Annotated in this window: 12 protein-coding genes and 1 pseudogene; 10 read left to right on the plus strand and 3 right to left on the minus strand. The window is 68.7% G+C overall.

What is annotated here, in order from left to right:
* Window positions 1-2502 (minus strand): tetratricopeptide repeat protein (locus CCN39_RS27020; RefSeq protein ID WP_208630395.1); only part of this gene is annotated, 2502 nt, incomplete at its 3' end.
* A 317-nt stretch (window positions 2503-2819) separates the two neighbouring features.
* Window positions 2820-3149: a trypco2 family protein gene (locus tag CCN39_RS27025; RefSeq protein WP_086846570.1), complete on the minus strand. Its 330-nt coding sequence runs from the start codon at window positions 3147-3149 to the stop codon at window positions 2820-2822.
* 480 nt (window positions 3150-3629) lie between these two features.
* Between CCN39_RS27025 and CCN39_RS27030 the strand changes: the two genes are divergently transcribed.
* The 8 genes and pseudogenes from CCN39_RS27030 (at window position 3630) to CCN39_RS51910 (ending at window position 12011) form a co-directional block, all read left to right on the plus strand.
* Complete coding sequence (locus CCN39_RS27030) at window positions 3630-4022, plus strand: hypothetical protein (protein WP_143264158.1); 393 nt, start codon at window positions 3630-3632, stop codon at window positions 4020-4022.
* Window positions 4023-4210: 188 nt separating this feature from the next.
* The gene (locus tag CCN39_RS27035; protein WP_208630396.1) at window positions 4211-6748 is read left to right on the plus strand and encodes a tetratricopeptide repeat protein; all 2538 of its coding nucleotides are present in this window, start codon (window positions 4211-4213) and stop codon (window positions 6746-6748) included.
* 286 nt (window positions 6749-7034) lie between these two features.
* Complete coding sequence (locus CCN39_RS27045; protein WP_086846575.1) at window positions 7035-7901, plus strand: bifunctional DNA primase/polymerase; 867 nt, start codon at window positions 7035-7037, stop codon at window positions 7899-7901.
* Window positions 7902-8900: 999 nt separating this feature from the next.
* Window positions 8901-9197, plus strand: a complete 297-nt coding sequence (locus CCN39_RS27050; RefSeq protein WP_086846577.1) for a hypothetical protein — start codon at window positions 8901-8903, stop codon at window positions 9195-9197.
* Between the two features lie 53 nt (window positions 9198-9250).
* Window positions 9251-9541 carry a hypothetical protein gene (locus tag CCN39_RS27055; RefSeq protein ID WP_086846579.1) on the plus strand — a complete coding sequence of 97 codons (291 nt, stop codon included), beginning with the start codon at window positions 9251-9253 and terminating at the stop codon, window positions 9539-9541.
* A gap of 367 nt (window positions 9542-9908) precedes the next feature.
* Entirely contained in the window at window positions 9909-10418 is a 510-nt protein-coding gene (locus CCN39_RS27060) for an AAA family ATPase (RefSeq protein ID WP_086846580.1), read from the plus strand.
* Window positions 10415-10648 (plus strand): annotated as a pseudogene (locus CCN39_RS51905) (DNA cytosine methyltransferase); the annotation flags it as partial. The gene CCN39_RS27060 and the pseudogene CCN39_RS51905, both read left to right, overlap by 4 nt.
* A gap of 445 nt (window positions 10649-11093) precedes the next feature.
* A complete protein-coding gene (locus tag CCN39_RS51910; protein WP_244211031.1) occupies window positions 11094-12011 on the plus strand; it encodes a DNA cytosine methyltransferase in 918 nt (305 codons plus the stop codon).
* Between the two features lie 31 nt (window positions 12012-12042).
* On the opposite strand, the gene CCN39_RS49525 is transcribed toward CCN39_RS51910, so the two are convergent.
* Window positions 12043-12954, minus strand: coding sequence for a hypothetical protein (locus CCN39_RS49525; RefSeq protein ID WP_143264159.1), 912 nt, complete (start codon window positions 12952-12954; stop codon window positions 12043-12045).
* Between the two features lie 116 nt (window positions 12955-13070).
* On the opposite strand from CCN39_RS49525, the gene CCN39_RS27070 reads away from it, so the two are divergent.
* Complete coding sequence (locus CCN39_RS27070; protein ID WP_244211032.1) at window positions 13071-14207, plus strand: hypothetical protein; 1137 nt, start codon at window positions 13071-13073, stop codon at window positions 14205-14207.
* Complete coding sequence (locus CCN39_RS51915; RefSeq protein ID WP_244211033.1) at window positions 14183-14647, plus strand: hypothetical protein; 465 nt, start codon at window positions 14183-14185, stop codon at window positions 14645-14647. Before CCN39_RS27070 ends, CCN39_RS51915 begins: the two co-directional genes overlap by 25 nt.
* Window positions 14648-14868: the final 221 nt, after the last annotated feature.

A 14868-nucleotide genomic window follows, 5' to 3' on the forward strand; every position in this document is an offset into this window, starting at 1 on the left:
GTTGTTGAGGCTCGTGGCGAAGTCGGGCAGGTAGGCGTCGGGGCGTTGTTCGGCCAGTTGGCGGTAGGCATCGACGGCTTCGTTGATCGCGGCCAAGCCGTCTTCGTGTCGGCCGAGGTCAGCGAGCTGCACGGCGAGGTTGTTGAGGCTCTTGGCGAGGTTGGGCAGGTAGGCATCGGGGCGTTGTTCGGCCAGTTGCCGGCAGGCATCGACGGCTTCGTTGATCGCGGCCAAGCCGTCTTCGTGTCGGCCGAGGTTGGCGAGCTGCACGGCGAGGTTGTTGAGGCTCGTGGCGAGGTCGTGCAGGTAGGCATCGGGGCGTTGTTCGGCCAGTTGGCGGTAGGCATCGACGGCTTCGTTGATCGCGGCCATGGCCTCTTCGTGTCGGCCGAGGTTGGCGAGCTGCACGGCGAGGTTGTTGAGGCTCGTGGCGAAGTCGGGCAGGTAGACGTCGGGGCGTTGCACGGCCAGTTGGCGTCGGATGTCAGTGGCTTCGTTGATCGCGGCCAAGGCCTCTTCGTACCGGCCGAGGTCACCGAGCTGCACGGCGAGGTTGTTGAGGCTCATGGCGAGGCTGGGCAGGTAGGCATCGGGGCGTTGTTCGGCCAGCTGGCGACAGGCATCGACGGCTTCGTTGATCGCGGCCAAGGCGTCTTCGTAACGGCCGAGGTCACCGAGTCGGACCGTGAGGTTGTTGAGGCTCGTGGCAAGGTCCGCCACGCTCAGGGAAGGATCGTCCGCGAGGGCTTGTCGCTGTCGGTTGACGATCGCTCTGGTGATGTCGGCAGCCGTATCAGCCAGGACTTGCGTGTGCTGGGGTAGCCCGCCCGCCAGCCTGAGCAGCGTGGCAGTGCTGATTGCGTTGGAGGTAACTGCCTCCTTGAGCGCGCGTAGCAACGGGGCGGGGCGCTCGATGCGCGGCGCCACCCGGACCGCCGGGACCAGCAAGCCGAAGTGGCGCAAGCACAGCGAAGTTAAAACCTCGGCGGCCAGAGGCTGCACGACGGCGTGCGCCGCGGCCCGGGTCGTCACCGTCAGCAGCCGTTCCGCATTGGCCTCGTCAACCTCAGCGGCGATGACCTCGACGATGCTGGTGCGCGTGGTGTCCACCAGCAGTCGGCCGATCAGGCGTTCCGCGAGCCGGTCTGGTGCCAGCCCAGCGAAGGTGTGGGGTTCCGTGCCGGGATAGAGGTGCAGCAACCAGGCACGCACGGCGTCTCGGCGATCGCGGGACAGGTCGGCCACGGCTGGAACGCACTCCACAACCGACTCCAGCTCTTGGGCCGTCGCGGGGCCGAGCAATGCGGTGGCCGCGACTGCGTCCTTCTGCGCTGTCAAGCTGAGTCCCAAGTCCTCGGCATTGGCTGCCCAGCATTTGCTTTCGTGCTGGAGCAACCGGTCCTCAGGTCCTTGGACGGAGCCGCTAATCTCTGGCGTCGTCGGAGCGGTGCTGTCGAGCAAGTCGGCCAAGGCGGTCATCTGGACGGCCAGCACAGTCGGGCCGTCCACCTCCCGCGCGGTGGACTCGGTCAAGCGGGCTGCGGCCGCGGCCCATGGCTTGTCCTCGTGGCCCGGAACCCGGGTGAGCGCGACGGCGAAAGCGTTTACCGCCGCCCGGTAACTGTCCTGCCGATCCTGGCTCGTGTCGTCCAGCACCGGCAGCGCCGCGACCTGGGCGACCTCGGCCAGGTCCCGTACCGCATCACCCGCCTTGGGCAGAGTGTCGGTCCACCAGCCACCCGCGGTCCGGGCGAGCAACAGCAGTTTCACCGGAACCGAACCAGCTCGCCGGGCGAGCAGGTCAGCGAGGTCGGCGAGTTGAGTGGTTCGACCCTCGGCGTAGTCCAGCACCACCAGCAGCGGCACCCGAACCTCCGCTAGCACGTCCAGCTCGGCCGCAGACGCCCGCGGGTCCAGCCAGAGCGTCGCCCAGCCTTTCTGAGCGAGCTGCTCGCCGAAGTGGTGCGCCAAGCGAGTTTTCCCCTGGCCGCCCCGGCCATGCAGCAGCCACACCCCGAGGCCAGGCTCGTTCGCCCACGCAGTGAGGTCGGTGACCAGGTCGGTGCGGCCGTGGAAGGGAACGACCGCGCGCCGCGCGGGCAGCAACCCCGCCGGCGACGGCACCGCCTGCCCGCTCGGCATCTTCGCCTGCGCGTCGGCCAGCTGACGCAGCTCCACCGCTTCGCACCTGACCCCGCTGGATCCGCCGTGTGTGGTGAGGGCCGCGGCGAACGCCAGGTCGCGCAGCAACAGCGATGCCGGCACCGCCTCCAGCACGGCGTGTCCGCGGTCGGCCGGCTCGGTCGCGATCACCCCGAGGACCAGGCCCTCGCTCAGCAGCGCGGCCCCGGACATCCCGCCCCACGGCGAATCGCCTTGAGGCGGGAACCCGTCCAGCTGAGCCACGTAGCGGTTGCCGACGATCCGGTCGCCGGGGTTGAGGGTGCCGGTCGCCTGCACCACGTCGATCGGGCGGTCTGGCCGCTGCACGAGATTCGGCACGCCCCAGCTCTCGCAGTCCAGGCGCGGGCGATGGGTGACCGATCGGCCCCACCCGACGTGACCAGGGGCCGGTTCCCAGGCGGCGTCATCGACCGCGACCAACGCCGCGTCATCCGTCCCGCCCGGAGTGCCGCACCAAACGACCGTCCCGGTGAACACCCCGGTCCGGCCCGGATGAAACACCGACACCGACGCCCCGACCTCAGCCACTACGTGCGCAGAAGTCAGCACCAGTGCTGGTGCTACCTCGTAGCCAGACCCCGGGCCGCCCGGACCGGTGACCGCGGTGACCCGCTCCCACACCCCACACTCTCCTGTCAGTGCTCGATGTGCCCAGACACCTCACCCGGCCCCATCGGCCGGGCCTGATCACCCGCAACCAGCAGATCTCCGCCGCCCGGCTTCTTCGGGGTAAGCGTCAGTTTGACCTTGTGCGTTCGGCCCCGCGCCACCTCACCCTCAACATCGGCGGAGACCAGCCACGCCTTAAACCCGGCCTTCGCCTTGGCGGACCGGCGCATCTCCACCGCGAATTCCAGCTCGATCGGCCCCACTACGAACGCGACATCGCTGTCGGCTCCCCGCGCCGCAGCCGTCATCAGCTCGTCCCGCACCGAGGCCACCGCGTCCGCCAACTCAATCTCCATGCCCCCACAGTCGCACCGTCACCACGACTTGCAACACGCCGCGCCGACGATACGCAGCAGCAGATGACACCGCCCCTCTGCTTTTCAGGTCTTCGGTTGTCTGTTCAGCACGGTCCGCGGGGTAGATAAATGCAGGTCAGCGCTCGTCGACGGTCGTTTCGAACCCGTGCGAACGACGGCGGCTGAGACCCTCGTTGAGCCCCTTTTGGGCCCCCGGCCGAACTCAGCAAAGGACACCCGGGATCAACGGAGAGTCACGTCAGCGCGGGTGGGACTTTGACCCACAGCGAGGTGTCTCGGAGAGTGCTGGCGGTCAGCACACGGGCCTCTTCGAACTTGCCGGTCCTGCGTTCGTAGATGACGGTCATGTCCGGCTGGACGTGCCAGCGGTCGACGGCGTTCGGTGTAGCGCTCAGCGGCTGATCTACGACTAGTTCGTACGGTTGGATGTGCTGTATGGGCGGGACGTAGGGGGTTTGTGTGGCCGGTCGCAAGCAGGGGTGGTGGTTGGCTGCCGGTAGCGCGGCAGCGGGTGGCGTGGCGGTGTGGGCGGTGTTGCGGTTCGGGCTGCTCGCCTGGCTGGGTGATAAAGGCAGTAACGCTCGGCCGGTCGTGGAGGCCTTGAGCTGGCTCGCGGGCATTGGCGGCCTGCTGGTCGGGGTGGTGGCGTTGGTGATCGCGGTGCGGCAGGGGCGTGCCACCGCCGCCGATGCCCCTGCTGCTGAGCCGGTGGCGTCGCAATCTGCTTCGAACCAGGGCGTGAACATCGCTGGTGGCGTGTCGGGCGGTTCCGGTTCGGGGCCGACGGTGGGGGTGAACTTCGGGCAGGTGGGTGGTGCGCCACCGGACCCTCCGCCGCCGGCGCGGGAGTAGGCCAACCCGCGCCGGGGACATCGTCGGCCCGGCCAGCCTCGGTCGAGGGCGGCGTCAGTAGCACCGCTGGTCCTGCGGTGGGAATTGTGCAGGGTGACCTGGTGGTCAACGCCCCGGGCGGCCCGGTGATGGAGTCGCTCCCGGCCGTACCAGGGGTGGGACGTGTCCCGGCAGAGCCGAGCGTGTTCGTGGGCAGAACACAGGAACTGGCGCGGCTGGAGTCGATGGTGACCGGGTCGGGTGGTCGTGCGGTGGTGGTGGCGGTACACGGCTTGGGCGGCGTCGGCAAAAGCACCCTGGCCGCCCGGTTCGCCGAACTGCACACCGACCGGTTTTCCCTGGTGTGGTGGGTAACGGCGGATTCACCGACGGCGATCGAGACTGGATTGGGGGAGTTGGCTGCCGCGCTGGCACCGGAGACGGCGAAGCTACCGTCGGAGCAGCGGGTGGAGCTGGGTGTGCGGTGGCTGGCGACCCATGAGGACTGGTTGCTGGTGCTAGACAACGTGACCAGCCCACAGGACGTGGCGGCCCTGTTGAGCCGGGTGCGGACCGGCACGGTAGTGATCACCAGTCGTCAGCGCTCGGGATGGCGGACCGGGGAGACGGTGGCGCTGGACGTGCTCACCGCCGACGAGGCGGTGCAGCTACTGACCCGGATCGTGCGGTCGGAGTGGCCGGAGGCGGATCTGGCCAGCGCGGACCGGTTGTGTCGCGAGCTGGGATGGCTGCCGCTGGCGGTCGAGCAGGCGGCCGCGTACCTGGCCCAGACCCGTACCAGTCCTGCCGGCTATCTCGACTTGCTGGCGCGGTTTCCGGCGCGGATGTTCAGCGCGACGGCGGAGGGTGGTGACGCACAGCGGACGATGGCCAGGGTCTGGCACGTCACCCTCGACCGTCTGGCCGACACCCCGGCCGCGGGACGGGTACTGCGGCAACTGGCGTGGTTCGCCCCGGACGGCATCCCCCGAGACCTGCTCGCCGGCGAGGTTGAGGAACCCGAGCTGTCCGAGGCGCTGGGCCGCCTGGCCGCCTACAGCATGATCACCCTGACCGGAGACACCGTGGCTGTGCACCGTCTGGTTCAGGCGGTCACCCGCACCCCCGACCCGGCCGACCCGCACCGGCAGCCCGCCGACATCGCCACTGCCTGCGACAACACCGCGACCTTCCTGTCGGCTGCGCTCTCCGACCTGGACCCGCACACTCCCGCGGACTGGCCTGCCTACCGGATGGTCCTGCCTCATGCGCGGGCTCTGCTGGAACACACCACGCCCGATGCCGACACCACCCAGACCAGCCGCCTGCTCAACGAGCTGGGCCTCTACCTCGACGGGCAGGGCGACGTCGGTACCGCCATTAACTACTTAACCCGCGCTTGCGACAGCTTCCAGCGCCTCCACGGTCCCGACCACCCCGTCACCCTGATCTCGCGGAACAACCTGGCCTACGCCCATCAGACGGCGGGTGACCTCAAGCGGGCGATCCCGCTGCACGAGGCCACCCTCGCCGACTACGAGCGAGTGCTGGGCACCGACCACCCCCACACCCTGAGCTCGCGGAACAACCTGGCCTACGCCCATCAGACGGCGGGTGACCTCAAGCGGGCGATCCCGCTGTACGAGGCCACCCTCGCCGACTACGAGCGAGTGCTGGGCACCGACCACCCCGACGCGCTGACCTCGCGGAACAACCTGGCCAGCGCCTACCAGGCTGCCGGTGATCTCAAGCGGGCGATCCCGCTGTACGAGGCCACCCTCGTCGATCGGAAGCGGGTACTGGGACCCGACCACCCCGACACCCTGGCCTCGCGGAACGACCTGGCCGGCGCCTACCAGGCTGCCGGTGATCTCAACCGGGCGATCCCGCTGCACGAGGCCACCCTCGCCGATCGGAAGCGAGTACTGGGACCCGACCACCCCGACACCCTGATCTCGCGGAACAACCTGGCCTACGCCTACCGCGCGGCGGGTGATCTGGGGCGGGCGATCCCCCTATACGAGGCCACCCTCGCTGATCGGAAGCGAGTACTGGGACCCGACCACCCCGACACCCTGGCCTCGCGGAACAACCTGGCCTACGCCCATCAGGCGGCGGGTGACCTCAAGCGGGCGATCCCCCTGTACGAAGCCACCCTCGCCGACAACGAGCGAGTGCTGGGCACCGACCACCCCGCCACCCTGATCTCGCGGAACAACCTGGCCAACGCCTACCAGACTGCCGGTGATCTCAACCGGGCGATCCCGCTGCACGAGGCCACCCTCGCCGATCGGAAGCGAGTACTGGGACCCGACCACCCCGACACCCTGGCCTCGCGGAACGACCTGGCCGGCGCCTACCAGACGGCAGGTGATCTCAACCGGGCGATCCCGCTGCACGAGGCCACCCTCGCCGATCGGAAGCGAGTACTGGGACCCGACCACCCCCACACCCTGGCCTCGCGGAACAACCTGGCCGGCGCCTACCAGGCTGCCGGTGATCTCAACCGGGCGATCCCGCTGTACGAAGCCACCCTCGCCGACAGCGAGCGAGTGCTGGGCACCGACCACCCCGACGCGCTGACCTCGCGGAACAACCTGGCCTACGCCCATCAGGCTGCCGGTGACCTCAAGCGGGCGATCACCCTGTACGAAGCCACCCTCGCCGACAGCGAGCGGGCGCTAGGACTCGACCACCCCACAACCAGGACCATCCGCGCAAACCTCGACAGGGCGCGATCATCCTGAAGCCGCGACCGTGCGGGCCTGCGTTCGTGGCTGACGGTCATGTCTGGCTGGACGTGCCAGCGGTCGACGGCGTTCGACAGGCGCCACAGGGGCTAGCAGTCCACGTAGCCGGTCACGAGCTGCCCTTCGCCGTGCTGCTGTGTGAGCGTGAGGTGGCCGACCTGGGGGCCGGGATCGGGGCCGGGCGTGCTAGTGAGGCGGCCGAAGTCGAGGGTGCAGGCGTCCACGGTCAAGGTGCCGGCCGGGCCGGGCTGGGTGACTTGACCGGGCAGCCACAGGATGGGCGGTGTTCCCGATCCAGCCCGGCCGCAAGTTCCCGCCCGCGTGGCACCGCAAGGACACCTGCCCCGGCCGCGGACCGTGCACCGGCGGGCACGTCTTCCCTGAGCACCTGGCCACCACCGACCCGGAGGTGATCACCCGGGTCTGGGCCCGAGCGCCGTACAACGTCGCCGTGTACGCGGGAAAATCCGGGCTGCACGTCATCGACTGCGACGTCCCCAAGCCCGGCGAGCCCGCCGGGCCGGACGGGTGGGCTGAGCTGACCGAGCTGGCCGCCCGCCGGGCCGGGCCGCTGCCGGACACGTGGACAACCACGACTCCCAGCGGTGGGCGACAGCTGTGGTTCACCGTCCCGCCTGGGTGTCGGCTGGCGGGCACGGTCAAGACGATCGCGCCGCACGTGGACACCCGCGGCTGGGGCGGCTACGCCATGGCCCCCGGCAGCGTCCGCCCGGACGGTGCCTACGAGCTGCACGACGACACCGACCCGGTCGAGCTGCCGGGGTGGCTGGTCCAGGCCAACGTCGAACGCGGCACCACGGCCACCTCCGGCCGCGACCAGACCTCCGTGGCCGCGCCGAGCGTGTACGCGGCCAAGGCGGTGCAGGCCGAGTGCGCCCGGGTGGCGGCAGCCCGGCCGGGGACCCGAAACCGGGTCCTCTCCACCGCCGCCTACGCCCTCGGCCAGCTGGCCAGCGCCGGGCTACTGGACGAGAACTACGCCCGCGCCGAGCTGCGCGCCGCGGTCGCCACCTGGAACACCCCCGACTCCGCCGTCAAGGACGACGGCGTCATCGACACCGCCCTCCGCGCCGGAGGAAACAACAAGCGCCGGATCACCCCGCGCCGCGGCGCCGGCCGCGCCGCCTGACCGAAGGCACTGACCACAGCGGCCGGGCCCAGATTTGCCAACCCGGAAGCCTCAGGCATCAGGTCCAGGTCGAGCAACGTCCCCGAAGCGTCCTCGGGCGTCTTGAAGACATCCCGAGGACGCTCCGCCTGCGCGATAGCGCGGGGCGTCATCAAGGAAGCTAGATGACGCCCCGGATCAGCCGTGCGTGTGCACGGCTGACGCTATCGGGCCAGTCGGCCGCGAAACCGCAGCCGACCGGCGACGCGGATACTTTCGTGCGCAACCACGACCGTTGCGCCGCTAGCCGCAAGCGCGGCCTGTACGGGGTAGCCACGAACGATCAAGAAGCCGGTGAATGCCTGAATGACGATCACGAAAAAGATCGTTTCGCGGGCCCGTCGGGTCGGCCAACCCGGGTCGAGTTCGGGCGTACTGCATGCGGGGTGACGGCGTCTCCGCGGTGTCATGAAGGAAACCTTTCCTGTTCAGGTCCAGGTGGGATTTGAAGCAGTGGAACAACTTCCATGCCCGGGTTGCACCCCGGACGCGGAAGGCCTGATTCTGACGCACAGGAAGCAAAAAGGCGAGAACAACTACTCTCGGTAATTTTACCCTTGCAGCAAGAAGGGGCCGCCGGTGCAACGGCGACCCCTCCGATCCTCGAACCCACCTGGACCAACAGGAAGCTTCGGGGCACCCAAGGCTTGACCTTGAGCGAAGGAAGTCTACAAACGCCTCGTCGCAAGCAGAAGGACGTGTCGCATTTTTGTCCAGAATTTGACGTACTTGATGCGACAGGGTTCCAGGGCCGTTCATCAGCCACTTGTTACATCTCCGCCCTCTATGCAACCAACCCGGTCGGCGCTCAAGCCGACGCCTTCAACACGGCACGCACGGCACCTTGGCCGCGCGAGATCACCGCCCCGCCGCCGCGCGTGCACCGCCAGGGGCTGGCACGCCCTGCACTTGCTGCCACGTCCTGTCCCTGCAGCACCGACACCACTGGAGGAACACCTGATGGCCGCCATCGTCCACCGCTGCGCCTGCGGGCACCTGGACAGCTTCCACACCGACCACCCCACCAAGGACGACACCCGCCCCTGCATCGCCGCGGGCTACGCCTGCCAGAACGCAGACCTGGCCGCACCCGAGGTCATCCCGACCTGGCGCGCGGCCGACGCGACCGGCCAGGCGATGCATGACCCGGTCGTGATCGAGCCCGGCACCATCGACGGCCCCGGGCTCGGCCGGCTGTGTGACTGCGACGACTGCTGGGCCCTCTACGACAGCGACACCGCCACGGCCGCCGCGTAGTCCACTCGAAAGCGTCGTGGTGTAGCAGGAGATAGCCAACGACGCTGGGGACGGTGCAGAACATCACGACGGCGGCCACGCCGCCCGACCCCCAACCGCAGCCGCCCACCGCCGGCGTCCTGTTGGCTGCCCGGTTAGTGGCGCTGCTGCCCCGCCGAATCCCGCCCTGGCTGCCGCTGCTCGCCCTGTTCGCTGTCATCGGCACCGTGGCCACCATCGTGCTGGCGATCGTGCACAGCATCGGCCCGACCCTGGCAACCGCCGGGGCGCTCTCCAGCGCCACCGGCGCGGGCATCCACTGGCGCAACCGGCATACCGGCGACCGGGCCAACACCAGACCGTGACATCACCACCCACCTAGCACCACTGACCACATAGGACATCGGAAGGGCCGGGCACCGCGTGTGCCCGGCCCTTCTCGTGCCCGCCTCCCGAAAGCGAGCCCGCACCATGACCACCACCCAGCCGATCGTCTCGCCCCACACCGCCGCCATCCCGCCGCGCCGCCGACGCCGCCCACACCGCCCGGTTCACCACCGAGATCGCCCGCGCCGAAGGCCGCCTCACCTGGCTGCACATCCTGCGCGAATAGATCTACGAGAGCTTCGCCGAAGCCGACCCGACCGCGCTGGCCGACGAACTTGTCCAGGTTGCCGCCACAGCGGCGTGCTGGGCCGAGGCCATCGAACGCCGGACCGGCCGGGTGGCCGCGTGAGCGGCCCGCGGCCGCCGGAGCTGCGGGTGATGGTCGGCGGGCCCGGCTGCGGGAAGTCGACCTACTGCGCCCGCAAGCTGGCAGAAGGGAGGTTCGGGGCCCGGCTGTCGCTAGACCGCGAACGCGCCGTGCTCGGCCGCCACGAACACGACCAGGCCGCCACCCCCGCCGCCGTCCAGATGGTCCACGCGATCGCGGGCGCGCTGCTGGCCGGCGGGCGCGAAGTCACCGTCGACGCCACCGCCACCACCGCGGCCGAACGCGGCACCTGGCTCACCCTCGCCCGCCAGCACGCCGCCATCCCGATCGCCGTGATCGTGCGGGCCCCGCTCACCGTGGCGATCGCGTGCAACGCCGCCCGCGCCCGCCCGGTGCCCGAACCGGTCGTCCGTGAGTTCTGGCACCGGGTCTACGTGCTGGCTCCGCTCACGCTGCTGGCCGAGGGATTCCGCATCGTCACCGAAGTCGACACCACGCCACCGACCGAGCAGGAGGCCCGCCAATGACGATCACCACCTACCACGAGTTCGCCGGGTTCGGCGGGGACACCACCGGCGTGCTGGCCGTGCCCGGCACCGAGGGCATCCTGGCCGCCAACCACAACCCCGACGCCATCGCCACCCACGCCTACAACCATCCGCGTATGGATCACTACGAGGGCGACATCGCCAAGGCCGACATCGGCAAGTTCCCCCGGGTCGACTTCTTCTGGTCCTCGCCGTCGTGCCCGCCGTGGTGCGACGCCCGCGGCCAGAAACGGGACTTCGACCAGAGCACGCAAGGGGTGCTGTTCGACCCGGTGACCGGGCCGCGGGCGCTCAACCCGGAGACCGCGCGGGCGCGGGCGCTGATGGAGGAGATCCCGCGCTACTTGCAGGCGATGAACCGGCGCGGCAAGCCGGTGCTCGGGGGCGTGGTGGAGAACGTGGTCCAGGTCGTGAAGTGGGATCAGTTCGGCCGCTGGCGCCGCGAGATCGAGGCCGAGGGCTACCGCACCAAGGTGATTGCGCTCAACGCCATGCACGTCACCGGCCCAACCCTCGGGAAGGTCGCGCAGAGCCGAAACCGGTTCTTCCTGGTCTACTGGCACGAGAGCCTGGGCCGGGACCCGGACTGGGACAAGTGGCTGCGGCCCCCAGGCATACTGCCCGGCCTGCGACCAGGTCGTCAGCGCGGTGCAGGTGTTCAAGGACCCCCGCAACACGATGGGCGTCTACGGCATTCGCCACGGCCAGTACGTCTACCGCTGCCCGCACCGAGCCTGCCGCCACCAGATCGTCGAACCCGCCGTGCTCCCGGCCTCCACGATCATCGACTGGTCGCTCGACCCCGGCCCGCGGATCGGGGAACGGGTCGACGACCACGGCCGGCCGGACCCGCTGACCGAGAACACCATGGACCGGATCGAGGCCGGGCTGGCCCGCCACGTCGGGGCGCTGCTGACCCCGGCGGGCGGGACGTGGCGCCAGCACGCCACCAGCGTCGGCGAGCCGCTGCCCACGCGCACCACCCGGGAGACCGACGGGCTGGTGTGCCCGCCGCTGCTCGTCTCGTGCGCCGCCCGCGCCGGGGTCGACACCGCCACCACGGTGGAGCAGCCGATGCGGACGCAGACCTGCCGCCGGGAAACCGCGGTGGTGGTGCCGCCGTTCATCTCGATCCAGCGCAACGGCGGCTCCGCCACCGCCGCCTACCCCGTGGACGGCCCGATCCCCACCGTCTCGGCCGGCGGCAACCACCACGGCCTGGTCGGCCCGCCGACCGAACCGGGCGAACTGGCGCTGCTGATGGCCTACTACGGCAACGGCGGCACCCAGCGAACCGACCAGCCGATCGGGACATTGACCACGCGGGACCGCTACGCCCTCATCGGCGGCACACCGCCGGTCGAATTGTGCACGTTCCGGATGCTCGACCCACACGAAATCGCCGCCGGAATGGGATTCCCGCCCGGTTACAAGGTGCCCCCGAAGGTCGCCCGCTCCAAGCGCAAGCAGGTCCGCGGCTGGGGCAACGCCGTCCCGCCCGCCATGGCCGAAGTGCTCGCCTCCGCCTTGATCGAGATCTTTACCGGTGAACCGCTTGAACCGGCCGCGTAATCAGTTTGAACCATCTTCAAGGTCTCGATCATCATTTCTTATCCAACTCATGACCGGGAACTGATTCATCGACTTCAATCAAAACCTCCGTCGGAAGGCCGACTTGTCGAATTTCTTCACCTTCGAGCATGAGGCCACATAAGGAACAATCATAAGAACGCGCAAAGAGCGTCTCAAATCCTTTGGTGTACACCCCGGTATACCCTTTGCGCTTCATGGCCTCAAATTCGGTATGGACGACTCCGTGAAGCCAGCCCTTACCTTCGTATGCGGGGCAATCCACCTGTTTGTCGCAGTCTGTTGCGTGCATGCTGACCGCAGATAATCCCGCGACAAGTTGGATGCGCTGTTGCATCATCAGCCCATTAATCCGTCGTTGATATGCGGCTCTGGCATGCGCAATCTTTGCGGCCGTCGTGATCGCAAGTTCGTTGACGTGTTGGTCAATGAGTTGCCGGTGAAGGTCTCCGTAGTCGCCCCAGTATTCGTCGGACGATAGGCCCACTTCCAGCAACAGCGGATCGGCAATCCGCATGCAGGTGGTCAACACCTGACGGCTCTCGGCGGGGTCATGGTGACCTGCATGCGCTACGCCATTTCGGGCAGCCAAAACAGGTTCGAACTCCTGGTCCGTCACCGTGATCTGCCTCGGAAGCAACTTCCTTACTCTGCTAAAGGCTTCGGCAAGGCCAATGGTTTTCGACCGCGTGCTAGGGCGCGTTGCGCGGCCACTGTGGCCCGTCGCGTGAAGCATCGAATCGAAGTCTTTGGCTTCGGCGATGAGCGCGGGATGCAGAGACGCGAGATACGCCTTTAGTAGATGCTCCAGCGCGACTCCGTGGTGGTGTACGGCGAAGTCGAAGAACTCTTCTCCGGCGGAGAACGCCTCAAGCCCTGTCGTCATCCAGCGCTGAGACGACACCTGAAGTCGAGTTGCATCCATGGCCGGCCACCTTACTGCCTGGCTTCTTCAGGCAAGCATCGCTGGGGACCACCGCACCCCCGTTTCGCCACAGTTCACACGCGATAAGCACTACCCGCACGACGAAGGGGAACGCCATGGCCAGCACGCCCGCACAAGCCCGGTCGCTGTGGCCGCTGGGCAACACGGGTCGCCCGCGGCTGCGCATCGGTGAGGACCCGGACGCCATCCGCATCCTCACCGGCGCGTTGGACGACCGGATCATCCCGAACACCTACGTGTCCGAGGGCGCCCCGGTGGTGGTGGAGGAGATCTCCGGCGCCACCGAGGACACCGAGGCCGGGGATGCCGACGTGGCGTTGCCCATCACCGCCTCGGTCCTCAAACCACCGCTGCTCGCCTCCCTACTGGCCGAGCACGCCGAAGTCATCGACGTCAAACGCGAGGGGAAGGAGGTGGAAACCACCCCGAACGCCACCGTCCTGAACGCCGTTTTGTCGCGGCGGTCGTGGCCGAAGCTGCCGGTGCTGCACCGGATCATCTCCACCCCGGTACTACGCCGGGACGGCACGCTGCTGCAGGACCCCGGCTACGACCCGGCCACCGGGTTCTACCTGGTCGGCAACCAGCACCTCGGCCGGATCCCGGAGCAGCCCACCGCGGCCGAGGTCGCCGAGTCGCGGGAGTTCCTGCTGGAACGGTTCCTGCGGGACTTCCCGTGGCGCAGCGACGCCGACCGCGCCAACTACCTGGCGCTGCTGGTCACCCCGCTGATCCGCCCCTACACCCGGGCGCTCTCGCCGTTCGGGATGATCGAGGCCTCCATGCCCGGCTCCGGCAAAACCATCCTGGCCGGCTGCGTCGGGCTGCTGGTCGGGCAGCGGGTGCTGACCTGGACCGACTCCGAGGAGGAACTGCGCAAGGCCATCACCACCGTGCTGGCCGATTCGGTCGGGGTGATCGTGTTCGACAACCTCGCCGAGGGCGCCATGGTCAACTCGGCCGTGCTGGCTCGGCTGGTACCGAGCGGAACTGGTCGGACCGCAGGTTGGGCACCAACGCGGCGGCGAACTTCGTCAACGACCGGTTGTGGCTGGCCACCGGCAACAACCTGCGCACCGGCGGGGACATGGCCTCCCGCTCGGTGTGGGTGCGCCTCGACCCGAACTGCCCGCGCCCGGAGGCCCGGACGGGATTCACGATCCCGAACCTCGACTCGTGGATCCTCGACCCGGGCAACCGGGCCACCGTGCTGCGGCACGTGCTGGTCCTGATCCTCGACTGGACCAACAACGGCGCACCGAAAGCCAGTTCTGTGCCGCAGATGCGGCAGTTCACCCCGTGGGCGCGGCACCTCGGCGGGTTCCTCGAGCACCACCAGGTCGGTGGGTTCCTCGGCAACGCCGACGCGGCGCGGGAGCTGGATGAGGAGGACAGCGAGTGGCGCTCGTTCCTGATGGCCTGGCTGGACGTGCACGGCGACGTGAAGCTGACCGCGCAGCAGCTGCGCCAGTCCGGCGAGCCGACCGCCGGGACCGACCCGTGGGCCGGGACGTTCCCGACCACCGCGGCTGGCAAGCCGCTCACGGCGAAGTCGCTTGGGTGGCGGCTGCGCGGCCAGATCGACCGGTGGCACGGCGACGTCGTGTTACGCAGCGAAACCAACAAGCACCTCAACAGCCGGGTGTGGTGGGTGCAGCAGCAAGCCTCCTAGGAGCACAGGCGCCAGAAAAACCCGCAAAACCCGCAAACCCGCAAACGATCACCATGTAAGTCTGTGACCAGGGAAAAGAAGCTGGCAGAGGGAGGCTGGTTTCTCGGGAGAGGTCGGTAGAGAAACCCGCAAAACCCGCGGGTTTCGGGTTCCTCCGAGAGAAACCCGCACCAAAACCCGCCAGCAAACCCGCAGTTCAGAGGCCACTTTGCGGGTTTGCG

The organism is Amycolatopsis kentuckyensis, from assembly GCF_002155975.1.
Taxonomy (GTDB): Bacteria; Actinomycetota; Actinomycetes; order Mycobacteriales; family Pseudonocardiaceae; genus Amycolatopsis; species Amycolatopsis kentuckyensis.

Excerpts from the sequence above, each read along its gene's own strand:
- CCN39_RS27025 (WP_086846570.1), bottom strand. The coding sequence starts at position 3,149 with ATGGAGATTGAGTTGGCGGACGCGGTGGCCTCGGTGCGGGACGAGCTG.
- CCN39_RS27050 (WP_086846577.1), top strand. The coding sequence starts at position 8,901 with ATGGCCGCCATCGTCCACCGCTGCGCCTGCGGGCACCTGGACAGCTTC.
- CCN39_RS49525 (WP_143264159.1), bottom strand. The coding sequence starts at position 12,954 with ATGGATGCAACTCGACTTCAGGTGTCGTCTCAGCGCTGGATGACGACA.
- CCN39_RS27070 (WP_244211032.1), top strand. The coding sequence starts at position 13,071 with ATGGCCAGCACGCCCGCACAAGCCCGGTCGCTGTGGCCGCTGGGCAAC.